Source organism: Mycobacterium sp. HM-7 (genome assembly GCF_053852335.1).
Genome location: NZ_CM132657.1, coordinates 5246352 through 5270024 on the forward strand (window position 1 = coordinate 5246352; position 23673 = coordinate 5270024).

The 23673-nt window shown below is 67.7% G+C and carries 29 protein-coding genes and 1 pseudogene; 15 read left to right on the forward strand and 15 right to left on the reverse strand.

The window, feature by feature from the left end; genetic code table 11:
* Nucleotides 1-16: 16 nt before the first annotated feature.
* Nucleotides 17-1027 (reverse strand): glucose-6-phosphate dehydrogenase (coenzyme-F420), encoded by a 1011-nt coding sequence (gene fgd / locus ACWW1C_RS25315; RefSeq protein ID WP_455980820.1) that lies wholly within the window; start codon nucleotides 1025-1027, stop codon nucleotides 17-19.
* A gap of 60 nt (nucleotides 1028-1087) precedes the next feature.
* On the opposite strand from fgd, the gene ACWW1C_RS25320 reads away from it, so the two are divergent.
* The gene (locus ACWW1C_RS25320; RefSeq protein ID WP_455980821.1) at nucleotides 1088-1825 is read left to right on the forward strand and encodes an MBL fold metallo-hydrolase; all 738 of its coding nucleotides are present in this window, start codon (nucleotides 1088-1090) and stop codon (nucleotides 1823-1825) included.
* A 12-nt stretch (nucleotides 1826-1837) separates the two neighbouring features.
* Here the strand turns inward: ACWW1C_RS25320 and ACWW1C_RS25325 are convergent, their stop codons facing one another.
* The 4 genes from ACWW1C_RS25325 to ACWW1C_RS25340 all read right to left on the reverse strand — a co-directional run bounded on the left by ACWW1C_RS25325 (nucleotide 1838) and on the right by ACWW1C_RS25340 (nucleotide 4293).
* Nucleotides 1838-2155 (reverse strand): hypothetical protein, encoded by a 318-nt coding sequence (locus ACWW1C_RS25325; protein ID WP_455980822.1) that lies wholly within the window; start codon nucleotides 2153-2155, stop codon nucleotides 1838-1840.
* A gap of 81 nt (nucleotides 2156-2236) precedes the next feature.
* Entirely contained in the window at nucleotides 2237-2554 is a 318-nt protein-coding gene (locus tag ACWW1C_RS25330; RefSeq protein WP_455980823.1) for a hypothetical protein, read from the reverse strand.
* A gap of 2 nt (nucleotides 2555-2556) precedes the next feature.
* Nucleotides 2557-3072, reverse strand: coding sequence for a GNAT family N-acetyltransferase (locus ACWW1C_RS25335; protein ID WP_455980824.1), 516 nt, complete (start codon nucleotides 3070-3072; stop codon nucleotides 2557-2559).
* A 12-nt stretch (nucleotides 3073-3084) separates the two neighbouring features.
* On the reverse strand, nucleotides 3085-4293 hold the full coding sequence (locus tag ACWW1C_RS25340; protein ID WP_455980825.1) for an FAD-dependent oxidoreductase: 1209 nt from the start codon (nucleotides 4291-4293) through the stop codon (nucleotides 3085-3087).
* Nucleotides 4294-4368: 75 nt separating this feature from the next.
* Between ACWW1C_RS25340 and ACWW1C_RS25345 the strand changes: the two genes are divergently transcribed.
* A complete protein-coding gene (locus ACWW1C_RS25345; RefSeq protein ID WP_455980826.1) occupies nucleotides 4369-5223 on the forward strand; it encodes an SDR family oxidoreductase in 855 nt (284 codons plus the stop codon).
* A gap of 182 nt (nucleotides 5224-5405) precedes the next feature.
* Nucleotides 5406-6323: pseudogene (locus ACWW1C_RS25350) on the forward strand (YbfB/YjiJ family MFS transporter); the annotation flags it as partial.
* A 39-nt stretch (nucleotides 6324-6362) separates the two neighbouring features.
* On the opposite strand, the gene ACWW1C_RS25355 reads toward ACWW1C_RS25350, so the two are convergent.
* Nucleotides 6363-7292: a LysR family transcriptional regulator gene (locus ACWW1C_RS25355; RefSeq protein WP_455980827.1), complete on the reverse strand. Its 930-nt coding sequence runs from the start codon at nucleotides 7290-7292 to the stop codon at nucleotides 6363-6365.
* A 121-nt stretch (nucleotides 7293-7413) separates the two neighbouring features.
* Between ACWW1C_RS25355 and ACWW1C_RS25360 the strand changes: the two genes are divergently transcribed.
* Both ACWW1C_RS25360 and ACWW1C_RS25365 read left to right on the forward strand, forming a co-directional pair.
* Nucleotides 7414-8127, forward strand: coding sequence for an SDR family NAD(P)-dependent oxidoreductase (locus ACWW1C_RS25360; RefSeq protein WP_455980828.1), 714 nt, complete (start codon nucleotides 7414-7416; stop codon nucleotides 8125-8127).
* Nucleotides 8114-8473, forward strand: coding sequence for an SgcJ/EcaC family oxidoreductase (locus ACWW1C_RS25365; RefSeq protein ID WP_455980829.1), 360 nt, complete (start codon nucleotides 8114-8116; stop codon nucleotides 8471-8473). Before ACWW1C_RS25360 ends, ACWW1C_RS25365 begins: the two co-directional genes overlap by 14 nt.
* Here the strand turns inward: ACWW1C_RS25365 and ACWW1C_RS25370 are convergent.
* From ACWW1C_RS25370 to ACWW1C_RS25395, 6 genes are read right to left on the reverse strand one after another with little or no spacing between them, the layout of a single operon-like run.
* Nucleotides 8466-8861 carry a hypothetical protein gene (locus ACWW1C_RS25370; RefSeq protein ID WP_455980830.1) on the reverse strand — a complete coding sequence of 132 codons (396 nt, stop codon included), beginning with the start codon at nucleotides 8859-8861 and terminating at the stop codon, nucleotides 8466-8468. The two genes, ACWW1C_RS25365 and ACWW1C_RS25370, sit on opposite strands and share 8 nt — an antisense overlap.
* Before the next feature lie 10 nt (nucleotides 8862-8871).
* Nucleotides 8872-10086, reverse strand: a complete 1215-nt coding sequence (locus tag ACWW1C_RS25375; protein WP_455984434.1) for an O-succinylhomoserine sulfhydrylase — start codon at nucleotides 10084-10086, stop codon at nucleotides 8872-8874.
* 5 nt (nucleotides 10087-10091) lie between these two features.
* On the reverse strand, nucleotides 10092-10505 hold the full coding sequence (locus ACWW1C_RS25380; RefSeq protein ID WP_455980831.1) for a rhodanese-like domain-containing protein: 414 nt from the start codon (nucleotides 10503-10505) through the stop codon (nucleotides 10092-10094).
* Nucleotides 10506-10525: 20 nt separating this feature from the next.
* Entirely contained in the window at nucleotides 10526-10972 is a 447-nt protein-coding gene (locus tag ACWW1C_RS25385; RefSeq protein ID WP_455980832.1) for an Rv0361 family membrane protein, read from the reverse strand.
* 2 nt (nucleotides 10973-10974) lie between these two features.
* Entirely contained in the window at nucleotides 10975-12111 is a 1137-nt protein-coding gene (locus ACWW1C_RS25390; RefSeq protein WP_455980833.1) for an ATP-grasp domain-containing protein, read from the reverse strand.
* A gap of 30 nt (nucleotides 12112-12141) precedes the next feature.
* Nucleotides 12142-12450, reverse strand: coding sequence for a UBP-type zinc finger domain-containing protein (locus ACWW1C_RS25395; RefSeq protein WP_455984435.1), 309 nt, complete (start codon nucleotides 12448-12450; stop codon nucleotides 12142-12144).
* A gap of 58 nt (nucleotides 12451-12508) precedes the next feature.
* On the opposite strand from ACWW1C_RS25395, the gene ACWW1C_RS25400 reads away from it, so the two are divergent.
* The 7 genes from ACWW1C_RS25400 (at nucleotide 12509) to ACWW1C_RS25430 (ending at nucleotide 17675) form a co-directional block, all read left to right on the forward strand.
* Nucleotides 12509-14101 (forward strand): Na+/H+ antiporter, encoded by a 1593-nt coding sequence (locus tag ACWW1C_RS25400; RefSeq protein WP_455980834.1) that lies wholly within the window; start codon nucleotides 12509-12511, stop codon nucleotides 14099-14101.
* A gap of 122 nt (nucleotides 14102-14223) precedes the next feature.
* Entirely contained in the window at nucleotides 14224-15072 is an 849-nt protein-coding gene (locus tag ACWW1C_RS25405) for a hypothetical protein (protein ID WP_455980835.1), read from the forward strand.
* Between the two features lie 108 nt (nucleotides 15073-15180).
* On the forward strand, nucleotides 15181-15576 hold the full coding sequence (locus ACWW1C_RS25410; RefSeq protein ID WP_455980836.1) for an ArsR/SmtB family transcription factor: 396 nt from the start codon (nucleotides 15181-15183) through the stop codon (nucleotides 15574-15576).
* Nucleotides 15573-16055 (forward strand): SRPBCC family protein, encoded by a 483-nt coding sequence (locus ACWW1C_RS25415; RefSeq protein ID WP_455980837.1) that lies wholly within the window; start codon nucleotides 15573-15575, stop codon nucleotides 16053-16055. The genes ACWW1C_RS25410 and ACWW1C_RS25415 overlap by 4 nt, the downstream gene beginning before the upstream one ends.
* A gap of 33 nt (nucleotides 16056-16088) precedes the next feature.
* Nucleotides 16089-16550: a VOC family protein gene (locus tag ACWW1C_RS25420; RefSeq protein WP_455980838.1), complete on the forward strand. Its 462-nt coding sequence runs from the start codon at nucleotides 16089-16091 to the stop codon at nucleotides 16548-16550.
* Between the two features lie 100 nt (nucleotides 16551-16650).
* Complete coding sequence (locus tag ACWW1C_RS25425) at nucleotides 16651-16842, forward strand: hypothetical protein (RefSeq protein WP_455980839.1); 192 nt, start codon at nucleotides 16651-16653, stop codon at nucleotides 16840-16842.
* Nucleotides 16839-17675 (forward strand): GH25 family lysozyme, encoded by an 837-nt coding sequence (locus tag ACWW1C_RS25430; protein WP_455980840.1) that lies wholly within the window; start codon nucleotides 16839-16841, stop codon nucleotides 17673-17675. The genes ACWW1C_RS25425 and ACWW1C_RS25430 overlap by 4 nt, the downstream gene beginning before the upstream one ends.
* On the opposite strand, the gene ACWW1C_RS25435 is transcribed toward ACWW1C_RS25430, so the two are convergent.
* Nucleotides 17676-18161, reverse strand: a complete 486-nt coding sequence (locus ACWW1C_RS25435; protein ID WP_455980841.1) for a MarR family winged helix-turn-helix transcriptional regulator — start codon at nucleotides 18159-18161, stop codon at nucleotides 17676-17678.
* 64 nt (nucleotides 18162-18225) lie between these two features.
* Between ACWW1C_RS25435 and ACWW1C_RS25440 the strand changes: the two genes are divergently transcribed.
* Nucleotides 18226-20199 (forward strand): MMPL family transporter, encoded by a 1974-nt coding sequence (locus ACWW1C_RS25440; protein WP_455980842.1) that lies wholly within the window; start codon nucleotides 18226-18228, stop codon nucleotides 20197-20199.
* Here ACWW1C_RS25440 and ACWW1C_RS25445 read toward each other — a convergent pair.
* Both ACWW1C_RS25445 and ACWW1C_RS25450 read right to left on the reverse strand, forming a co-directional pair.
* Nucleotides 20196-20798 carry a PaaI family thioesterase gene (locus ACWW1C_RS25445; protein WP_455984436.1) on the reverse strand — a complete coding sequence of 201 codons (603 nt, stop codon included), beginning with the start codon at nucleotides 20796-20798 and terminating at the stop codon, nucleotides 20196-20198. The genes ACWW1C_RS25440 and ACWW1C_RS25445 overlap by 4 nt on opposite strands.
* 71 nt (nucleotides 20799-20869) lie before the next feature.
* Nucleotides 20870-22159 carry an adenylosuccinate synthase gene (locus tag ACWW1C_RS25450; RefSeq protein WP_455980843.1) on the reverse strand — a complete coding sequence of 430 codons (1290 nt, stop codon included), beginning with the start codon at nucleotides 22157-22159 and terminating at the stop codon, nucleotides 20870-20872.
* 81 nt (nucleotides 22160-22240) lie between these two features.
* Here ACWW1C_RS25450 and ACWW1C_RS25455 point away from each other — a divergent pair, with 81 nt between their 5' ends.
* Complete coding sequence (locus tag ACWW1C_RS25455) at nucleotides 22241-22888, forward strand: peptidase M50 (RefSeq protein WP_455980844.1); 648 nt, start codon at nucleotides 22241-22243, stop codon at nucleotides 22886-22888.
* Between the two features lie 9 nt (nucleotides 22889-22897).
* On the forward strand, nucleotides 22898-23671 hold the full coding sequence (locus ACWW1C_RS25460; RefSeq protein ID WP_455980845.1) for a site-2 protease family protein: 774 nt from the start codon (nucleotides 22898-22900) through the stop codon (nucleotides 23669-23671).
* Nucleotides 23672-23673 lie beyond the last annotated feature (2 nt).

The window sequence follows — 23673 nt, forward strand, 5'->3', positions numbered from 1 at the left end:
CGAGCCACGGTGTTCATCACGCCAGCTTGCGCAGGCGCGGCTCAAGGTCGGTCTTGAACAGCTCCAGGAAGCGGCGCTGGTCCTGCCGGGGGTCGTGGAACACCAGGTGGTTCAGGCCCCAGTCGACGTACTGCTTGACCTTCTCGACAGCTTCGTCGGGGTCCGACGCCACGATCCAGCGCTTGGCGACCTGCTCGATGGGCAGCGCGTCGGCGGCCGCCTCCATCTCGATCGGGTCGTCGATGGAGTGCTTCTGCTCGGCCGTCAGGGACAGCGGCGCCCAGAACCGGGTGTTCTCCAGAGCCTGGGCCGGATCCGGGTCGTACGAGATCTTGATCTCGATCATCCGGTCGACGTCGTCGGGGTTCTTGCCCGCCGCCTCGGCCCCCTCGCGCATGGCCGGGATCAGCTTGTCCTTGTACAGCTCTTCGCCCTTGCCGGACGTGCAGATGAAGCCGTCACCGGCGCGGCCGGCGTACTTGGCCACCTGGGGCCCGCCCGCGGCGATGTAGATCGGGATACCGCCCTCGGGGACGTCGTAGATCGAGGCGCCCTTGGTCTTGTAGTACTCGCCCTCGAAGTCGACGCGGTCGCCGACCCACAGCTCACGCATCAGCCGCACCGACTCGCGCAGCCGCGCGTAGCGCTCCTTGAACTCGGGCCATTCGCCTTCATAGCCGGTGGCGATCTCGTTGAGCGCCTCACCGGTGCCGATGCCCAGGAAAATCCGGTCCGGGTACAGGCAGCCCATGGTCGCGAACGCCTGCGCGATGACGGCCGGGTTGTAGCGGAACGTCGGGGTCAGCACCGACGTGCCGAGGACGAGTCGCTCGGTCCGTTCACCGACCGCGGTCATCCAGGCCAGGGAGAACGGTGCGTGACCGCCGGTGTGGCGCCACGGCTGGAAGTGGTCGCTGACGGTGGCGCTGTCCATGCCCGCCGCCTCGGCGGCCACCGCAAGCTCCACCAGTTCTCGCGGGGCGAACTGCTCCGCCGACGCCTTGTAGCCCAGTCTGAGTTCAGCCATGAGTCCTGTTCCTGTTCCTCGCGTATGCGCTTTCTTTTCTACTCTGCCTACACTCGCCACATGGCGGCAGCCCTGAGCGCGATCTCCGACAATGTTCACTTCGCCCAGACCGACCTGGTGAACTGGACCCTGGTCAGCGACGACAGCGGGGTGATCCTGATCGACGCGGGTTTCCCCGGTCAGCGCGACGACGTTCTCCGTTCGCTGCGTGACCTGGGCTTCGAGGCCGGCGACGTGCGGGCGATTCTGCTCACCCACGCACACGTCGACCACTTCGGCGTGGCCATCTGGTTCGCCAAAACCCATGGCACGCCGGTGTTCTGCCACGGCGCCGAAGTCGGCCACGCCAAACGCGAGTATCTGGAACAGGTTTCACCAACCGATCTGCTGACCAAGATCTGGAACCCCCGGTACCTGACCTGGTCGCTGAACATCATCGGCAAGGGCGGGCTGGTACGCGAAGGCATCCCGACCGCGCAGGCACTCACCGAGGACGTCGCGGCGACGCTACCGGGCAGCCCGCAGCTCATCCCGAGCCCGGGTCACACCGGCGGACACTGCTCGTACGTCTTCGGCGACGTGCTGGTCGCCGGCGACGCCGTGGTCACCGGTCACCCGCTGATCACCAAGGGCGGCCCGCAGCTGCTGCCGCAGATGTTCAATCACGACCAGGCGGGGTGCGAACGCAGCTTGTCGGCGCTCGGCCTGTTGGACACTCAGGTGCTGCTGCCCGGCCATGGGCCGGCGTGGCGGGGCCCGGTCCGGGAGGCGGCTGAGCTCGCCCTCCTGCGGACCTGACCACCCCGGGCGTCACCCGCCGTGTTTGACCAGCTCCAGGAACAGCACGAACAGCCCGGCCAGCAGTAGCCCGCCTGCCACGACGACGGCTGGGAGGAAGAACATGTGGTCCAGTTCTTCGTCGTCAAAAGTGTTGTTGCCCTGCGTATCACGGTTGACCGGCCCATAGAACACCCGGCCGAAGGCAGACCATCGCACGGTGCGTGCCCGGCGGCGGTGAGGATTCTCCTCCGGCAGCCGGCCGATCCACGCCCGCGCCGCCATCCCGGTCCCCAGCATCAGGACGGCGGCGACCAGCAGCAGACACCCGACGGTCCAACCGGTAAGCACAAATCAAGCGTATCCAGCCGGTCAGGCACAAACCACAGATTCCATCGCGAAGACCGGGCCGGCGCTGCGGCAGAGCGGAGGTCAGTGCAGGAGCAACATGATGAGCAACAGGAAAACACCGGCCATGAGCACGCCACCGCTCACCGTCGCGGTGGGCATCATGACCATGTGGTGTAGCTCTTCTTCATCAAAGATGTTGTTGCCCTGGGCATCACGATCAAGTGGGCCGTAGATCAACAGTCCCGGGCCTGAGCAGCGCACCGTCTGGGCCGCCCGCACGATCGGATGCTCGGCCGGCAGCAGGGTGACGTAGCCCCGCACCAGGAGGCCCGTCCCGAACAGCAGCACACCCACCGCTATCAGCAGCCACGCCACGGTCCAGCCCGAAAGCACACGCAAGCTTATCCAGCGGACGGCTCGGACAGCCCAGATTGCGCAATGTCCTTGACGAACGCCACCGGATAAACCTCACCCTCGGCGGGCAGCGGCTCCGCCATTCGCTGATACCCGGCTGCGAGGTACAGCGCCTCGGCCTCGGGTTGCCGGTGTCCGGTGGTGAGGTAGATGCGCCGATAGCCGGCGTCAACAATGCGCACCTCCAGCTCGGCCAGCAACGCCCGCGCATATCCCCGCCGTCGCGCCGCGGAATCGGTCCAAATCCGTTTCAGTTCAGCGGTTTCCGCATCGAAGCGACGAAATGCGCCGCCGGTGACCGGCACACCGTCGCGCAGCCCGATCACCATGGCCCCGACCGGGGGCTCGAACTCCGCGGCCGGATAGTCCCGCAGCCAGGCACCGACGGCCGCCGGAGTGCCGTCGTAGCGCGTGGCGTACCCGACTGCGAGCTCGGTCAGCAACGAGCCGGCCAGTGGGTCGTCCTGAGTGACGGCCACGAACGCCAGTGCGGATTCAGTCACGGATCGAGTCCATCACCGGCCATGCACGTCTGGTGTCCGCACATGCTCGGGACGGAAACCGCGACCGACGAGTAGCGGCGGAATGTATTGCAGCGGACCCTTTCCCACGAATGACGGCACCTCGATCGGCGACAGGTCACCGGCCAGGTTGGGCTCGATCACCCGGTCCTGGGCCAGCACCTGCCCGGCCTGGATGATGCGGGTCGGCAATTCGCGGCGGCGCTGCACCTTGGCCAGGTCGGCATCAGCGAGCAGGCCGTTGCGCAAGGGGCCGCACAGGATATTGGCAGCGGCGACCGCGTCGGCGACCGCCAGGTTGATGCCGACGCCGCCCGCCGGCGACATCGCGTGCGCCGCGTCCCCGATGCACAGCAGCCCGGGGCGCCACCAGGTCTCGAGCCGGTCCACGCGCACGTCGAGGTGGCTGGTGTCATCCCAGGAACGCAGGTCCTCGACGTGTTCACGAAGCTGCGGCCGCACCGACACCAGCCGGGCCTTGAAGTCGTCGAGCGATCCGCCCTGCGGATTGGCACCCTTCGGCATGAGATACGCGACCTGCCAGTAGTCGCCGCGATAGATCATCGCCATCAGCAGACCCTTGCGGATGATGCCGAAGAGTTCCCGCGGATCGCCGGGGCGCCAGCCCAGCCGGAACCACAGCACGTCCATGGGACTGTGTGCACTGGCCATCGGCAGGGCCGCCGCCGCACGCACCGCCGACTTGCGACCGTCGGCTCCCACCACGAGGTCGGCGCGCACTTCCAAGTCGGGCGTGCGCACTCCGACAACCCGGCCGTCCTCGGTGATCAGGTCGGTCACCTCGGCATTGCGGATCAAGGTGAATTCCGGGTAGGCGGAGGCCTTTTCCGCAAGGAAGTCCAGGAAATCCCACTGCGGCATGAGCGCGATGTAGGGCTCCGGGAAACCCAGCAGCCGGAGGGCGCTGAAGTTACCGAAGGTCCGGATGGTGCCGTCGGCGTCCATGCAGACCCGGTCGATCTTGGTGTGGGGCAGTTTCAGGAACTCGTCGACGAACCCCAACTCGTGCATGATCCGCAACGTCGTGGGGTGGACGGTGTCGCCGCGGAAGTCGCGCAGAAAGTCGTTGTGCTTCTCCAGCACGACGACGTCGATGCCGGCTCGGGCCAGCAGCAGTGCGTGGACGAGACCCGCGGGTCCGCCACCGGCTACACATACCTGAGTCCGCAGCGCGCGCGTCATGCCAAGACACTAGCCCGCCGAGATGACCAAATCAGGGCTTCAATTCAAAACTTGACACGTGTAAAGTTTGCCGCCATGGACAACATCCGCGGCAAGACAATCGCAATCACCGGGGCCGCCCGGGGCATCGGCTACGCCACCGCCAAGGCCCTTCTCGCCCGTGGCGCGCGGGTCGTCATCGGTGACCGCGACGTCGCAGTGCTCGAATCCGCCGTCACCGACCTGATCAAGTTGGGCCAGGTCACCGGGTACCCGCTGGACGTCACCGACCGCGAGTCCTTCGAAGTGTTTCTGGACAAGGCCCGCAGTGACGGTGCCGGTCACCTCGACGTGCTGATCAACAATGCCGGCGTCATGCCGGTGGGCCCTTTCCTGAACGAGACAGAACAGTCGATCCGGTCGTCCCTCGAAGTCAACGTGTACGGCGTGCTGACCGGCTGCCAGCTCGCGCTGCCCGAGATGGTCAACCGCCGCAGCGGTCACGTCATCAACATCGCCTCGCTGTCGGGTCTCATCCCGCTGCCTGGCCAGGTGGTGTACGTCGGCGCGAAGTACGCCGTCGTCGGACTGTCGACGGCACTGGCCGACGAGATGGCTCCGCACGGCGTCAATGTCTCGGTGATCATGCCCCCGTTCACCAACACCGAACTGATCTCGGGCACCAAGTCCAGCGGGGCCATCAAACCGGTCGAACCCGAGGACATCGCCGCGGCCATCGTCAAAACCCTCGACAAGCCCAAGACGCACGTGTCGGTGCCGGCGCCGCTGCGCTTCACCGCACAGCTCGCCCAGTTGCTGCCCCCGAAGGGCCGCCGCGGGATGAACAAGGCGCTCGGGCTGGACAAGGTCTTCCTGGAATTCGACGCCGCCAAGCGTAAGAGCTACGAGGATCGGGCCCGGGCCGCTCAGGGCGTCATCGAGAAGGACTGAACGAGCCGCGCTGCGAGGTAATTCCTTTCAGCTGCAAGGAGATAGGTCGTGGCCGGCGACGGCCCGGACACGCACCATGGGGCATGCCCAACTCCGCCTGGCTCTCGATAGCCCGCGCCGCGGCAGCCCTGGCCGCGGCGATGGGCATCGGCCGGTTCGCCTATACGCCGATCCTTCCGTTGATGACGGCCCACAGCGGTCTCACGGCGCAAGCCGCAGGGCAACTGGCGACCGCCAACTACGTCGGCTATCTGATCGGCGCGGTGGCCGCCGCCGCCTCAGCTCGGCTCGCGCGCTCCGTGACCGCGTGCCGGGTGTCCCTGGTGACGCTCGTCGTGACGCTCGCGGCAATGGCGCTGCGCACCAACGTCATCGAATGGGGCATCCTGCGGCTCATTGCCGGGATCGCCAGCGCACTGGTCTTCGTGATCGCCGTCAACACCCTCATGGATCACGGCCATCCGGCCCACCACGCCGGCTGGGCATTCAGTGGCGTCGGGATCGGCATCGCCTTGTCCGCGGCTCTGCCGGCCACCGGAGACTGGCAGGGCGCCTGGTGGGCGGCAACGGCATTGGCTGCGCTGCTCAGCGCGTTCGCGTGGTTCATGCAGCCGGGAGTCCCCGGCGAATCAGCAGAACCCGCTGCCGGGCAGACGAATTCGCGGGGTCCGCTCATCACGCTGATGGCGAGCTACACCCTCGAAGGCGTCGGCTACATCATCGCGGGCACGTTCCTCGTCGCTGCCGTTGCTCAGCAGTCATCGGGTGGGCTCGGCAGCGCCGTGTGGCTGTTGGTCGGCCTGGCCGCGGCGCCGTCGGCCGCACTGTGGGCCAAGTTCACCGGCCGCTTCTCGTACTCGGCACTGCTGGTCGCCGCACTGTTGCTGCAGGCCGCCGGGATAGCCGGGGCGGGCCTGGGAAGCCAGGCAACAGCCCTTCTCGGCGCGGTCTTGTTCGGCGGCACCTTCATCGGCATCAGCACCCTGGCCCTGGCCGCCGGTCGGGCATTACAGTTCCCCGGCGCTGTCGCCCTGCTGACGACGGGCTACTCCGTCGGCCAGATCGTCGGACCCGTCGCGGTCGCACCTCTGCTGCACAACGGGTTTCAGCAGGCCCTGCTCGCCGGCGCCGTTGTCGTCCTACTGTCGGCCCTGGCCGCGCTGCTGATGTGGGTCAGTGGACGGCAGCCACGCCGCGGCATCGATACCCAGGGTGGCGGCGTCCCGCGTGAGCGCGTCGACGACGGCGTGAACGGCAGGGTTGTCTTCGCCCCGCCGCCACACAAGTGACCACGTCCACAACGGCGACGGTTGAATCACCGGACGGCGCACCAGGTCTCGCGGCAGGGCAGCCGTCTGGCCTCTGGGGTTGTTGAGCACCGGCCGGCCCAGCTGGCGGACGTGCTCGAAGAACGTCGGACCCGTCACACCGCCGTCGTCGGTGCGCATCACCCGCGCGCCGGTGTCCGCGGCGAACTGCTCGCCGTAGCGGTTCCACGACTCCCAGCTCGCCGTGTCCGAATCCACGAGCACCAGTGTGTCTTTGGCGGTCACGGGAGAGTCGTCGGCACCGACGCACAACGCGAAAAGCCGGTCCACCCCCATCAACCGTGCTTCCAGCGACAGCTCGGCCAGATCGTCGGTCTGCACCCAGCAGATGGCCAGATCGAGAATGCCCTCGGCGACCCGCGCCGCCTGCGCGTGCGACGGCATCACCCAGGTGTCGACGCGCAATTGCGCGACGCCGGCCGCCCGCTCGGCGAGGTCGGTCGGGCACCAGTTGACGTAGCCGATGCGGATCGGCTCCGAGTTCGACAAACCGATTGCCCGCCTGCGGAATTCGTCGGCCTCGGCCACCAGGGACCGGGCGTGCGGCAACAGCGACGCACCCGCTGCTGTCAGGCGCACCGACCGGCGGTCACGATCGAACAGTTCCACCTTGAGGTCCCGCTCGAGCGCCTTGATCTGCTGGGACAACGACGGCCCGGCGATCCGCAGCCGTTCGGCGGCACGCCCGAAATTCAGCTCGTCGGCAACCGCGACGAAGTACCGAAGTTGCCGCAGCTCCATGCCGACAGCGTAGTAGGCACAGCCTCCCAGCAAGAAGCGAACAAGTCCCGCGGCAGCGGCATCGACACGGCCCAGCGGAGGTTGTGAAGGGCAGCAACATCCACCGAAAGGAGCCACCCCGATGAGCACAACAACCCGCGTCGCGATCGTCACCGGCGCATCGCAGGGCATCGGCGAAGCGCTGGTGGCCGGCTACCGCAAGCTGGGCTACGCCGTCGTCGCCAACTCCCGCACCATCGCCGAGAGCGACGATCCCATGGTCCTGGCCGTCGCCGGCGACATCGCCCAGCCGGGTGTGGGCCAGCAACTCGTCGGTGCCGCGGTCGACCGGTTCGGGCGCGTCGACACCGTCGTCAACAACGCCGGCATCTTCATCGCCAAGCCGTTCACCGAATACACCGACGCGGACTACGACGCCATCACCGGCGTGAACTCCCGCGGATTCTTCGAACTGACCCGCGCCGCCCTCAAGACCATGGAGGCTCAGGGCGACGGCGGGCACGTCGTCACGATCTCGACCAGCTTGGTGGATCACGCCAACTCGCAGGTGCCCTCGGCGCTGGCGTCGCTGACCAAGGGCGGCCTGAACGCGGCGACGAAGGCGCTTGCCGTCGAATACGGCAGCCGCGGAATCCGGGCCAACGCGGTTGCGCTGGGCACCATCCGCACCCCGATGCACACGCCGGAGACCCACGAGTTCCTGTCGGCGCTGCACCCGGTCGGTCACATGGGCGACATCTCCGACGTCGTCGACGCAGTGCTGTACCTGGAGAACGCCGCGTTCGTCACCGGCGAAATCCTGCATGTGGACGGTGGTCAGAGTGCGGGCCACTGACATCGTGCGCGAGGTCCTGGACCGGTGGCAGGCGGGCATCGCCGCCCACCGGCCGGACCAGGTCGCCGCGGTATTCACCGAAGACGCGATATTCCAAGGACTTCGGCCCTACACCGTCGGCCGCCAGGGCGTCTTCGACTACTACGATTCCCAGCCCGTCGGCCTGACGGTCGACTACCGCATCAACGAAATCCGGGAACTCGCCGGCGGCGTCGTGCTGGCCTACACCCGGGCCGACTTCACCCGGCCCGACGGCGCCGTGCTCAGCCTGAACCTGAGTGTCGTTGTCACACAAGGCGACACCGGCTGGCACATCGCGCATTACCAGGTCGCGCCCGTCAGCTGAACTGCGGAGCCGGCTCCCCGACGCGGTAGGCCTCGATGACGTCGAGGTTCGCCAGCAGTTGTTCGACGGTGAAGCTGTAGATCTGGCCGTCCTCTTCGGTGCCGACAAGAATGAGCTGCGGCTGGTCCGGATCGGAAACCCAGATTCTGGTCACCAATTCGCGCGGATCGTCCTCGGTGGACTCGAAACCCGACGGCGGGTAGTACCAGATCAGGTACTCGTCGTTCGAGTAGTCGGAATCGAATACCCACCCGCGCGGCAGGATTTCGCCCGCGAGCCGCCCGACGGCCTCGACTTCGGCATGCACCTCGTCGGGCAACCAGTTGGCGTTGCGGGTCGTCTGCCGCTTCTTGCGGCGGGCCTTCTTGGCCGCGGTCTGCTTCGACATCTCCAGCCCCCTAGCTCAGCGCCTGGTCGAGATCAGAGATGAGGTCTTCCGTGCCCTCGAGCCCGACGGAAATCCGCACCACACCGTCGCCCAGACCGATCGCGGCCCGGCCCTCCGGTCCCATCGCACGGTGCGTGGTGGTGGCCGGATGGGTGATCAGCGTCTTGGAATCGCCGAGGTTGTTGGAGATGTCGATGACCTGCAGCTTGTCGAGCACCTCGAACGCCCGGTCCTTCCCACCATCGAGTTCGAAGGTGACGACGGTGCCACCGCCGCGCATCTGCCGCTTGGCCAGATCGTGCTGCGGATGTGACTGCAGGAACGGGTATTTCACCCAGTTCACGCCCTTCGCCCCTTCCAGGAACTCGGCCACCCGCTGCGCCGAGCGGTTCGAGTAGTCGACCCGGATGGCCAGGGTCTCAAGGCCTTTCAGCATCGTCCAGGCGTTGAACGCGCTCATCGCCGGGCCCGTGTGGCGCATCAGCTGCTGCACCGGTCCGGAGATGAACTCCTTGTCGCCGAGGATCGCGCCGCCGAGCACCCGGCCCTGGCCGTCGATGTGCTTGGTGCCCGAGTACACGACGACGTCGGCGCCCAGCTCCAGCCCCTGCTGCAGCAGCGGCGTCGCGAACACGTTGTCGAGCACCACCTTTGCGCCGGCGGCGTGTGCCAGCTCCGACACCGCGGCGATGTCCACCAGCGACTGCATCGGGTTGGACGGCGTCTCGAAGAACACGGCAGTGGTAGGCACCGACAGTGCCTCCTCCCACTGCGACAGGTCGTCACCGTCGACGAAGACGGTCTCGACGCCCCAGCGCGGCAGAATCTCGTTACAGACCACGAAGCACGAACCGAACAGGCTGCGCGCCGCGACCAATCGGTCACCGGCCGCGAGCAGTGCACCGAGTGCGGTGAACACCGCCGCCATTCCGGTCGCCGTCGCGAAAGCGGCCGGCGCACCTTCGATGAGCCGCAGCCGTTCCTCGAACATCTGGATGGTCGGGTTGCCGTAGCGCGAGTACACGTAGCGGTCGATCTCGCCCGTGAACGCCTGCTCCGCGGCAGCCGCCGACTCGTAGACGTATCCCGAGGTCAGGAACATCGCCTCGGCGGTCTCCTCGAACTCGGACCGCAGCAGCCCGCCGCGCACACCGATGGTCGCCTGGCTCACGCCGTCCGGCAGCGGTGCGGGAACCCGGACCGAGGGGACACCTTCCGCGTTCAGGCCCCTCACGACTGCACCCACGGCAGCCCGATGGCGCGCCAACCGCTGCCACCGCGATGTCCCTGCTCGTCCAGGTGACCCTCGAAGCCGTCGAGCACGTTGTACGACGGGGCGATGCCCGCCGCGGTCGCTGCCTCGGCGGCGCCGATCGACCGGTTGCCCGAGCGGCAGAGGAACACCACCGGCCGCTCGCCGGGCGTCACGCCCGCGGCCAGTAGGTCGTCGACGAAACCGGCGTTGCGCCTGCCGTCGCCCGACACCCACTCGATGTACACAACGTCACGTCCGAGGCTCGAGATGTCGGGCACGCCCACCCAGCGCCATTCGGCGTCGGTCCGGCAGTCGACAAGCACCGCCTCGGGGTTCTCACTGAGCAGGTCCCAGGCCTGCTGCGGCGTGATATCTCCCGCGTAGCTCACGGATGCGAGTCTGTCACAAACTAGCCCGGGACCGGCGAGCACACCTTCCATGCGCCGTCCTCGTTCACCAGCACCACCGGCGCCGTGGGCTTCTGATCCGGCGTCTTGTCGAAGTGATACATCAGCACGGCGGTGGCCTGCTGGCCGTCGAACTTGATGTCCCGCACCTCGTCGACGTAGCGCTGCCCGTTCTTGGCCGCCGAATCCTCTTGCTTGGCAAGCACATCCGCCTCGGTACCGGCCTGCGCCTTACAGGTGTACGTCGAAAAGCGCGCGTAGTCCTTGCGCTGCAGCCCGTCGTTCTGGCCGACGACCGCGGTGCGTACCAGCTGCTCCGGTGTCGGATCGTTCCGGCCGAAAACCCCGATCGCATTCAGGACGGCGATTATGACCACGAGGACGACAATCACCGCCAGCGCGGCCACGAACGGGCCCAGCGTCTGGCGCGGCTGCGATTCTTCGGTCATGGTCACTTCCCTGTCTGGCTGATCGCCGCGGCCTGGCCCAGCACCGCACCCACCTGATGCGCGCGGTCACGCGCCCGCACCACGTCCGGCGCCGTCGCCAATGCCACGCAGACCTCGCCCGAGAGCCGCACGTCGCTCTCGGCGATCGCCAGCGCGTCGGGCAGGGCGCGCGCGAGCGCTGCCTTGTCCGACGACGGGCGGCTGACCTCACCGGCCGCCGGCGAGATCATGATGGTGTCGACGGGCAGGCCGAGGATCGCCCGCGCGTGCAGATCGAACTGCGACAGCCGCTGCGAGCGCGTCGTCACGAAACCGGCGCCGGTCAGCATCGGATGGACCGTCGCGTAGTACACCTCCTCGGCCCCGGACTCCGGGTCGGTGCCGAGCAGCAGGTCGACCGTGAACAAACCGGTGCCCCCGAGCTTGTTGACGATCCGGGCGGCGATCGAGCGGGCCGCGTCCAACGCCGGTTCCGATAACAACTGCGGCTGCCACAACTCCAGCGGGCCGCCGGTCTCGTGGCGATGACCGATCGGCTCGCAGAACTGGACCACCGGACCCGCCGGCCCCTGGGTCCGCACCGTCAGCATGGTGAACTCCGCGGCCACGTCGACGGGCGTCTCGGCCATCACGCGATCACTGCCCGCGGCGACCGCGCGGTGCCAGGCGACGTCGACATCCTCGGGACGTGACAGCACCGAGTAGCCGGCGCCCGTGCCTGTCACCGAAGGCGTGAGCGGCGTGATGGCCAGCGGCAGCCCGGCATGCTCGGCCACCGCGGTGAGCTCATCGACCGATCCGGCGAACCAGAACGGCGCCGTCGGCAGCCCCAGCTCGTGGGCCGCCAAGGTGCGCAGCGCCTCGCGGTCGGAGGCGAGCCGCAAGGCAGTCGGCGTCGGGAACACCGCGACCTCGTCGAGCCCGGCCAAGGCCTCGACGACGTCGGCATCGAGATCCGAGGCCGGCGACTGAACCACCACCAGTTGTGGGGTGAGGCGGTCGATCAGGGTCCGCAATGCCGCCGCTCCGGTGGGCACGGGCACCGCGGTCGCCCGCGTGCCCAGCCGCTGGAAAGACAGCACCAGTTCGCTGCTCAGCTCACCGGTACCGAGAACCAGAACCGTTGTCCGGTCTACCAAGTCACCACTCTCCCCCGTCGCTTCGCCACGTCAACCCAGTCGGATGTCGACGTAGCACCATCGCCAGCTCTCCCCCGGCTCGACCGAGCGCATCACGGGATGACCGGTGCGACGGTAGTGCTCATTGGCGTGTTGGTGCGGACTGGAATCGCAACAGCTGACCTGTCCGCAGGTCAGACACATCCGAAGGTGCGCCCACGTATCCTCCCCAAGTGCCGCACAGTCACCACAGCGCCCGGGCGTCTGCGGCTCCGGTTCGGCCTGACCGAGCGCGTCGGTGAGGTGCGTGCAACTGGTCGGGGAATTTTCTTCACGCGGACGCGTTGCCCGTGACTGCATCCATTTCCCCAGCATGTTGAACAAGGATAGGGCTGGCTGACCGAGGAGGTTTGAGGACGTGGGTGCCCCACTGCTGGCAGTGCTGGTGGCCTCGGTGTTGTTGGCCGCGCTGGCCCGCCGATACGACGTCTCCGCGCCCCTGGGACTCGTCGTCGCCGGACTGGCCGTCGGGCTGATTCCCGGCGTGCCTGCCATCGAGTTGCAGCCGCAGTTGGTCATGTTCGTCGTGCTGCCGCCGCTGCTGTGGTCGGCCGGACTCGAGAGCAGCTACCTGGCTCTGCGCAAGAACGTCCGCCCCATCGCGCTGCTCGCGGTCGGGCTGCCGCTGGCCACCACGCTGGTCGTCGGCTTCGTCGCGTTTCACACCGTGCCGGAGCTGACGGTCGCCGCGGCGCTGACGCTGGGCGCGATCGTCGCGCCGCCCGACGCGGTGTCCGCGGCGGCCATCGGTCGCCGGCTCGGACTGCCGCGCCAGATCATGACGCTGCTCGGCGGCGAGAGCCTGCTCAACGACGCCACGGCGCTGACGGCATACAAGGTCGCGCTGGCCGCTGCCATCGGCGCCGCGGCGACGTGGCAGGGCGCGCTGGGCACCTTCGCGCTCGCCGCCGCGGGCGGTGTGGTGATCGGCGGATTGATCGGGTGGCTCATCGAGTTCATCCGGACCTGGCTGGACGATCCGCTGGTGGAGAGCGCCATCGGGCTCGTCGCACCGTATTTCATCTACTGGCTGGCCGAAGAGGTGCACGGCTCCGGGGTGATCGCGGTGGTGGTCGCCGCGCTGCTGCTCGGACAGCGCGCCACCCGGGCGTCCTACGCCACCCGACTGCAGGACGACGCGGTGTGGAAGTCGATCCAGCTGGTGCTGGAGTCCTTCGCGTTCCTGATGATCGGGCTGCAGCTGCCGACGGTCATCGACGAGCTGACCGGCATCCGCGCGGTCACCCTGGCCGTGGCGTCGGCCGCAGTGCTGGCCACGGTGATCGGGGTCCGCATCGTCTGGGTGTACGTGATGGCCTACACGCCGCGGGTCCTGTTCCGGGGCATCCGGGACCGCGAGCCCAGACCGACGCCGTCACAGGTGTTCATCGTGGCGTGGGCCGGAATGCGCGGCGTCGTGTCGCTGGCCGCGGCGTTCGGTGTGCCTCTCGTGACACTGGGCGGCGCGCCCTTCCCGGGGCGGCCGCAGCTGGTGTTCCTGACATTCGTCGTGGTGATCGGAACGCTGCTGTTGCACGGTCTGACGCTGCCGTGGCTCATCCGCACGCTGGACGTGCGCAGTGAAGCCGAGGCCCATCAGGACGCCCTCGAGCAGGCCGCGGCCTCGAGTCGCGCGGCACAGGCGGCCGCCGACCGACTCGACGAATTGCTGGCTCGCCATAGCGATTCCAGCGCGCAACAGCACGTCGGCGAGGTGCTGCAGAGCTGGAACGACCGGCGCCGCAATGCGGTGTGGGAACGACTCGGCCGTAGTGACGACGACATCGGTGAAAGCCCGGCGTCGGCCATGCGGCGTCTCCGGCTGGAGATGCTGGCGGCCGAGCGCGAGACGTACATCGCCGAACGCGATGCCGGAAACATCGACGACGAGGTGCTGCGGTCGGTGCTGCACGGGCTGGATCTGGAAGAGGCCGCGCTGAACCGGGAGTAGTTGGTTGGCGGGTCCCGCGCCGAGAAGGACCAAATGGCTGCTGGCAGGTACTCCACAGCCGCCATTTGGTCCCTTTCGATCGACGATGGAGCCGATCAGCCCGCCCACACGTCTTAGAGGACATGCCGATTCCATTCGTCGGGGGCGATGCGATCGCTGCCGGCGTGTTGACCCGAGCTCAACTGCGCCACCGCTACCGACCGATCTTTCATGGCATCTACGTGCCTCGACGTCATCAAGTCAAGTTGCGCGACCGGATTCGTGGAGCCGCCCTCGCGGTGCCGCTCGGCGTCATAGGCGGGGTCGCTGCATCTGCAGTACACGGCGCGAAGTGGGTGGATGACGATGTGTCCATCGATGTCGTCGGGCTGTGCAAAGGTCAGCGTGGACTCGTCGTCCGGCACGACTCCTTGGCCGACGACGAAGTGGTCACCATCGGCGGCGTACGGGTCACTTCGCGTGCGCGCACGGCATTCGACCTGGCTCGCCACCTACCGCGGGACTCCGCCGTCGCGCGGCTCGATGCGTTGATGAACGCTGCGCCGTTCGGGCACGAAGACGTCCACTTGCTCGCGAAGCGGCACCCCGGGGCGCGGGGGTTGGTTCGCCTACGGAATGCGTTGCCTCTGGTCGATGGCGGCGCCGAATCGCCACGCGAAAGCCGGCTGCGGTTGTTGTTCATCGACGCCGGATTGCCCAGGCCCACAACTCAGTACGTGGTGCGGAACGAGTTCGCGCACTACGTCCGCCGGATCGACATGTGCTGGGAGGAATTCAAGGTCGGTGCCGAGTACGACGGCGCCCAGCACCTGACTGATCGACGCCAGTACTCGATGGACATCTGGGCCAACCGTGAACTGCTGAGGCTGAAATGGCACGTCATCCATGTCATCAAGGAAGATTCCGGGCGCGAAATTGTCGAAGACGCCCGCACGGCACTGCTCGAGCGGGGATGGTCAGGGTTGCCCTAGCTCGAGAAGGACCAAATGGTCGCTGACAAGCACCGCTCAGCCGCCATTTGGTCCTTCTCGGCGAGAGACTCTTGACCCGTCTCGCAACACCACCTAATCTACAACCAAATGGTTGTAGATACTTTTCCCGATGCCTTCACCGATGCGGAGATCGACCGGATCTTCCACGCATTGGCCGATGCCACGCGCCGCGACATCGTCGCCCGCACGATGCGCAGCGATCAGTCGGTGAGCGCACTTGCCCGCGGCTACGACATGAGCTTCGCCGCGGTGCAGAAGCACGTCGCGGTTCTGGCCGGCGCCGCGCTGGTGCATAAAGAGCGCCGCGGCCGGGAACAACTCGTCCGTGCGGTGCCCGAAACCCTGCACCGCGCGGGCGTGCTCCTGGAGCGGTACGCGGCGCTCTGGCACGACCGCGCCGCGACCATCGAGGCGATCCTCGCCGAAGACGGATATCCACCACACGAAACCCCAAGCAGCACACGACGAAAGGACCACCGATGACGGTGATCAGCAGCGCCGCCGACCCGCAAGCCCTCACCATGACCTTCGTGGCCGAGTTCGCCGCACCGCCGGCACGGGTCTGGCAGGTGTGGGAAGACCCGCGCCAGCTGGAGCGCTGGTGGGGTCCGCCGACCTGGCCTGCCACCTTCACCCGGCATGACCTCACCCCGAGCGGGCAGTCGCGGTACCACATGACCGGCCCCGAGGGCGAGAAGGCGCCGGGCTGGTGGACGACGCTCGAAGTCGACGCGCCGAACCGGCTGCTCATCGAAGACGGCTTCTCACAGCCCGACGGCGAGCCTGATCCCGAGATGCCCACCATGCGCCTCGAGGTCTCGTTCGACGCCGTCGCCAACGGCACCCGCATGACGATCCTCGCCCGGTTCACCGATCTCGATCAGCTCGAAAAGGTGACCGCGATGGGCATGATCGAAGGCATGACCGGCGCGCTGGGGCAGATCGACGCCCTGCTCGCCTGATATCGAAAACAACTGACAGACAAGGGGAACGACATGCCGAACGCCATCCAGCCCAGCCTCTGGTTCAACGACCAGGCCCGTGAAGCCATGAACTACTACGTCGAGGTGTTTCCGAACTCCCGGATCATCTCGATCGAGGAGTACCCGGACGAAGCGCTCGATGAACATTTCAAGGGCATGGCAGGCAAGGTGCTCAGCGGCCGGTTCAGTTTGAACGGTGTCGATTTCGTGTGCCTGGACGGCGGCCCGCTGTTCACCTTCAACGAATCGATCTCGTTCGTCGTCGAATGCGCCGACCAGGACGAGATCGACCACTACTGGTCCAAGCTCTCGCACGTGCCCGAATCCGAGCAATGCGGTTGGTGCAAGGACCGATTCGGGATCAGCTGGCAGGTCATCCCGGCCAAGATGGACCAACTGCTGGGCCGGCCCGAGCAGATCCAGACGATGATGGGACAGAAGAAGATCGTCATCGCCGAACTGGAGAACGCCTGACCGGACCCGGCAGCGGAGATCGCGCTATCGTGGAAAGTGCCCCTCGAAAACGAGAATCGAAGTGGGACAAGACCTCTACGGTAGAAGGCGAGGATTCGCTATGAACGCGGCGGGCAAACCCGAAGCCCTCGGCGAAATGTGCGAGCAGGCCGGCGCGATCGCCACGGCGACCCATGATGCCGACGGCCGGTTGCAGTGGACGGTGCAATTGCACGACGGATCCAGCACAGACACAAAGGCTTTGGCGAGCACGACGAGTTGGACGCCCGTGAATCCGGAGACGGTACTGTGACCCTGTACGGACCGGATACGTCGAACAACAACTTCCGCTCGGCGAGCGACGCCATCGCCTTCGTCTCCCAGCTGCCCGGCCAGGGCTTTTCCTGGATCGAGCAGAAGGTATCCGAAGGCAGCTATTACCGGGACCCATACTGGCCTGTGATCGCACAATGGTGCCGGGACAACCACTTTCCACACATCGGCTATCACTACGTCACCACAAACAGCCCGGCGGCGCAGGCGCAGACCTGGCTCAGCAACAACGGCGGCCAGTACGCGATGCTGGACTTCGAGGCGAATTCCGGTGATATCAACAACTTCTGGGCCGTGGTCAACGCTTTCAACAACGTCGGGGTGACGGTCTCGCTGTCGTACATCCCGCACTGGTACTGGCAGCAGATCGGTTCCCCGGACCTGTCCCAGGTACCCGGCCTGATCGCGTCGAACTACGTCAACGGCACCGGATACGCATCAAACCTCTATCCTGGCAACGACAATCAGCGTTACTGGTTCCCCTATGGCGGCGCCACGCCGCAGATTCTGCAGTTCACCGATGCCGCGCTGGTCGGGAATCTGTCGGTGGACTGCAACGCCTTCCAGGGCACCCTCGATCAACTCATCTCGCTGCTGCAGGGAGGCACCGTGACTCAACCCGACCCCACCACCGCGACCCTCAACCAGATCCTGGCCATCGTGCAGGACATCCAGACCCAGCTACGCGGCCCGAACCTGAAAGGCTGGCCGCAGCTCGGCCACAACGCCGCCGGTCAGAACCTGACGGTGGTGGACGCGCTGGCCGCGCTCAGGGCAGACGTCGACGCTCTCAAGGCTTCGTCCGCCGTGTGATCACGGCGTATCGGGTGCGGGCTCGGCCCGGAACGCCCGCATCGCGCCGGTGAGCGCCACGAAGACCCGGTGTGCCGCCTCGAGGTCCGCGTCGGGCAGGTCGGCCAACGCCTCGGTGTTGAGCCGGGCCAGTGGACTGAAGAACTCTCGGCCGGTGGCGAGCCCCTTGTCGTCGTTCCGAAGGATGACCTTGCGCCGGTCGGCGGGATCGGCCTCGCGGCGCAGATGCCCGGAAGAGATCATCCGCTCCACCAGGTAGGTGATGGCCGCACCCGAGGTGCCCATCAGCTTGCGCAACTCGCCGGCGGTCAACGGCGTCCCCGCGGACTCGGCCACCATGATGTGCAGCAGCGCCCGAAAGTCATTGGCGCCCAGATCATTCTGCACCGCGAAGGCCCGGCCGATCTGGTCCGACTCGGCGGTCAGCGCCCGCACATCGACAGAGATCTGCGCCTCCAGGTCAGCGCGGTTCGGCGGCTTTGGCACGCGGAGAGCATAGCGTCCATAAATTTCATTTGATTAATAATTAAGTATCTGAAATATTTTTCGGATGTCCCCTCGACTCGCATGGGCATTGGCCCTGATCGTCCTGGTGCTCTCCGGCGCGGCGATGGCGTTGCTCGGGACCGGGGATTCGGCCTCGCAGTCGCCGGTCGCCGTCCCGGCCGGCGCCGAATCCGCCCGTGCCGATGCACTGCGCACGCAGTTCCCCGGCGGTGACACCGCGCCCGCGATCATCGTCGTGACCCGCACCGACGGCGCCCCCCTCGCCCCGGCCGACGTCGCTGCCGCCGGCGCGGGCGCCCGGATCTCCGAGGACGGCAAAGCCGCGGTGCGGGTGGCACCGCTGGCGTCGAATCTGTCGGGGTTCGACCTCCGCGACGCGGTGCACGACCTGCGTTCCCAGGTATCGGGGTCACTGCCCGACGGTTTGCGGGCACAGGTGACGGGCGGCCCGGCCTTCGGCGCCGACATCGCGAATTCCTTTGCCGGAGCGAATTTCACACTGCTGGCGGTGACCGCCACCGTCGTGGCGCTGCTGCTGATCGTCACGTACCGCTCCCCCGTGCTCTGGTTGATCCCCCTGCTGGTGATCGGCTTCGCCGATCAGGTGGGCGCGGTCATCGGCACCGCCGTGGCCGCGGCGACGGGGCTGAACCCGGACGGTTCGACGGCGGGCATCACCAGCGTGCTGGTGTTCGGCGCGGGTACCAACTATGCGCTGCTGCTCATCTCCCGCTACCGGGAGGAATTGTCCCGGCGCAGCGACCACCGCGACGCGCTCCGGGCGGCGTGGCGCGCGGCAGCGCCGGCGATCATCGCGAGCAACGCCACCGTCGTGCTGGCGTTGCTGACCCTGTTGCTCGCCTCGGCGCCGAGCAACCGCAGTCTCGGGGTGCAGGCCGCGTCCGGCCTGGTGGTCGCCGCGGTGTTCGTCCTGCTGGTCCTGCCGCCGCTGCTCGGGTTGTTCGGCCGCCGGCTGTTCTGGCCCTTCATCCCCGAAACCGGTTCGCGCACCATGCCGCTCACCGAAAGCGGCGTCTGGCACCGCGTCGCGGCGGGCGTCTCCCGCAGGCCGGGCCGCGTCGCCACGGTGGCGCTGGCCGGCTTGGCCGCGCTGTGCGTGGGGCTGGTGCATCTGCCCGTCGGGCTGTCCCAGACCCAGCAGTTCCGGGTGCAGGCGGAGTCCGTCGCCGGCTACGACACCCTGGCCGCGCACTTCCCCAGCGGCCTGACCAACCCGACCACCGTCATCGCGGCCGTCCCCGCGGTGGGCGAAGCCATCACCCGCACCCCCGGCGTCGTGTCAGCGATGCCGGCCGGGCGCTCGGCGTCGGGCCTGACGCAGTGGGCGGTGGTCCTGGCGGCCGCACCGGCGTCGCCGGATGCGTTCAAAACCATTGATGCGCTTCGGGATGCCGTGCACAAGCTCGACGCCGACGCCGTGGTCGGCGGCCCGGACGCGCAGGCTCGCGATGCCGCGGAAGCAGCTCAGCACGACCGGAAGATCGTCATCCCGGCCATCCTGCTGGTGGTCCTGGCCGTCCTCTACGTCCTGCTGCGCTCGGCCCTGGCACCACTGATCCTGGTTGCCGTGACGGTCCTCAGCGCGTTGGCCGCGCTCGGCGTCGGCGGCTGGGCCAGCGTGCACCTGTTCGGGTTTCCCGCGCTCGACAACGGGACCCCGCTATTCGCGTTCCTGTTCCTCGTTGCGCTCGGCGTCGACTACACGATCTTCCTGGTGACCCGGGCCCGCGAAGAGACCCCCGAGTTCGGCAACCGGCAGGGCATCGTGCGCGCGGTCTCGGCAACCGGCGCGGTGATCACCAGCGCGGGCATCGTGCTGGCCGCGGTGTTCTGCGTGCTCGGCGTGCTGCCACTCATCGTGCTGACGCAGCTGGGCATCATCGTCGGCCTCGGCATCCTGCTGGACACCTTCGTGGTGCGGACCGTCATCATCCCGGCACTGTTCACCCTGATCGGCCCGCGCATCTGGTGGCCCGCGCTACGCGCCGAGCCTTAGGGCTGGCCGGGTAGCAGGCTGACCATCAGGCCGTTGGCCTCGGCCAGCAGGTTGCCCTCGGGGTCGAACAGTTCGGCCGCGACGAACGTCTTACGGCCGTCGACCTCGGTGACGTGCGCCTTGGCGGTCAGCACCGTGTCGATCGGGGTGACCTTGCGGTAGTCGACGTGCAGATACGCCGTGCGGCTCATCGGCCGGTTGACGGCGTGGATCAGCATGCCGAAGGCCTGGTCGAACAGCAGCGGCAGCACCCCGCCGTGCACCGCGTAGTTGCCGCCCACGTGATAGCGGCTGAACTCGACCTGCATCTCGACGCCCTCGGGCGAGAACTTGGTGACCGTCCACGGCGGCATCAGCAGACTGCCGGCACCCGGCAGCGACGGCACCCGAATGGCCGGGCCGACGCCTTCGGGCGCCTCGAACGGCCCCAGGAGCTTCACCAGCTCCTCGACGCGATCGGCGGCGTCATCCCAGGTGTCACTGTCGGGGTTGGCCGAGACCGCCAGATCCTGCAGCCGCCGCATGCCCGCCAGGAAACGGCCGAAACCCGGTCCGGGATCGGCCGGCTCAAATCGCGGGAAGCCGCCGTGTTGATCGATGAAGCCTTCGACTTTCCCCGTCGCTTCGCTCGCCCCTTGGGTTTTCCCCGTCGCTTCGCTCGCCCCTTGGGTCACCCGAGGATGTCCCGGCGCACGATCGTCTGGTCCCGGCCGGGACCGACGCCGATGCACGACATGGGCGCTCCGGCGAGCTCCTCCAGCCGCAGCACGTAGTCCTGCGCCTTGGCCGGCAGATCCGAGAACTCGCGGGCCTCGGAGATGTCCTCCCACCAGCCCGGCAGTTCCTCGTAGATCGGCTCGGCGCGGGCGATGTCGGCCTGCGTCATCGGCATCTCGTCGGTGCGCTTGCCGTCGACGGTGTAGCCGACGCAGATCGGCACCGTCTCCAGGCTGGAGAGCACGTCGAGCTTGGTGAGGAAGTAGTCCGTGATGCCGTTGACGCGGGTCGCGTACCGCGCGATGACGGCGTCGAACCAGCCGCAGCGGCGGGCGCGGCCGGTGGTCACGCCGACCTCGCCGCCCGTCTTGGACAGGTAGGCGCCGTGCTCGTCGAACAGCTCCGTCGGGAACGGGCCCGAACCCACGCGGGTCGTGTACGCCTTCAGGATGCCCAGCACCGTGGTGATGCGGGTCGGGCCGATGCCCGAGCCGACCGCCGCGCCACCCGCCGTCGGGTTGGACGATGTCACGAACGGGTAGGTGCCGTGGTCGACGTCCAGCAGGGTGCCCTGCGAGCCTTCCAGCAGGACCGTCTCGCCGCGCTCCAGTGCCTGGTTGAGGAGGAGCCGGGCGTCGGCGATGCGGTGCTTGAAGCCCTCGGCCTGCTCCAGCAGGCTCTCGACGACCTCGGCCGGTTCGAGCGCCTTGCGGTTGTAGATCTTGACCAGCACCTGGTTCTTGAACTCCAGCGCGGCCTCGACCTTGGCAGCGAGCTGGTCCTCGTCGAGGACGTCGGCCACCCGGATGCCGATGCGCGCGATCTTGTCCTGGTAGCAGGGCCCGATGCCGCGACCGGTGGTGCCGATCTTCTTGCTGCCCGCGTACCGCTCGGTGACCTTGTCGATCGCCACGTGGTACGGCATGAGCAGGTGCGCGTCAGCCGAGATCATGAGCTTCGAGGTGTCCACACCGCGGTCCTCGAGCCCGGACAGCTCGCTGAGCAGCACGCCCGGATCGACCACGACACCGTTGCCGATGACGTTGGTGACCCCTGGCGTCAAGATGCCCGACGGGATGAGGTGGAGAGCGAAGTTCTCCCCCGTGGGCAGTACCACCGTGTGCCCGGCGTTGTTGCCGCCTTGGTAGCGGACCACCCATTGCACACGTCCACCGAGTAGATCGGTGGCCTTACCTTTGCCCTCGTCACCCCATTGGGCCCCGATGAGCACGATTGCCGGCATCGTTTTGCCTCCCGCATCACCTGCCTGAATACAGTGGCAGCCGGTGAGCAACCTTATCCCAGCAGGACGAGAGGAATGGCCTTGACCGCCAGAGAGGTGTCCGGCGGGGTTTCCGACCGGGTCGTCGCGCTGGTCTTCGGCGACCGCCGGATCCCCCGCGCACTGGCGGATCTGACGTCCCTCACGGTGTCCGAGGCCAGTGCTCTGACGATCCCCGAAGACGCCGTCCGGGTGATCGTCGTCGGCGGCCATGCCGACCTGTCGACCACCCTGGCCCGGCTGCTCCGCGACGACCGGCTCGACGTCGAGGTCGGCTTCGTCCCACCCCTGTCCGGTGGCGGACTCGGCGCCGCGCGCCGCGCCAGAAACGGTGTCGCCCAACGTGTTCCGCTGATCCGTGACGAGACCGGCGCGGTGATCGTCCGGTCCGCGCGCTGGTTGCCGTCCGGCGGTGACGCAATCACCGGAGAGGCCGTCGTCGACGACACGGTGCTGTTCGACGGCGAGTCCACGGGCGTCGTCATCGAACCACTCCCCGGCATGCCGGGGCTGCGCGCGCGAGCCATCGGAGCCGGGCGTTCGGGTCCCGGCCGGGGCTGGGTCACGGGCCGTGCCGCCCAACTGGGCAGCACCGGAGTTTTGGTCGAGCGCGACGGCGTGGCGGCCGCCCGCCCGGCGCGGCGGTCGGCGTTCTACCGCCATATCGAGGGTTGGCTGCGGGTCGGCTAGTTTGCAGTCATGAGCATGCCTGTGCGGCGCGCAGTCCGTCCCAGCCCCGTCTTCTGGGCGATCGTGGCCCTGACCGCTGCCGGCGGCGCCGTGGCCTGGTTCTGCGGCGCGGAGGTGTGGCCACTGGCCTACGCCGGCGTCTTCGTGTTCGTCATCGCAGGGTGGACAGTGTCGCTCTGCCTGCACGAATTCGGCCATGCCTACACCGCCTGGCGGTTCGGTGACCGCGATGTCGAGCTACGCGGCTACCTCACGCTGAACCCGGCGAAGTACGCCAGCCCGCTGCTGTCGCTGGGCCTGCCTGCCCTGTTCATCGCCCTCGGCGGCATCGGTCTGCCCGGCGGCGCGGTGTACGTACGCACCGAGTACATGACGCCGCGGCAGCGCACGCTGGTCAGCCTGGCCGGCCCGTTCGCCAACCTGGTGCTGGCCATCGTCCTGCTGGTCGCCACCGCGGTGCTGTTCGACACCGACCATCCGGTCTTCTGGGCGGGTCTGGCGTTCCTGGGGTTCCTGCAGGTGACAGCGCTGTTCCTGAACCTGCTGCCCATCCCCGGCCTCGACGGCTACGGGGCGCTGGAACCGCACCTGAGCCCCGACACGCAGCGCGCGTTGCTGCCCGCCCGGCAATGGGGCTTCCTCGTGCTGATGCTGCTCCTGATCGTCCCCGAGCTGAACCGGCTGTTCTTCAACGTCGTCTATTCGGCCGTCAGCCTGGCCGGCGTACCGCCGCGACTGGCGATGATCGGCAGCGCCCTGACCCGGTTCTGGTCCGCCTGGTAGCC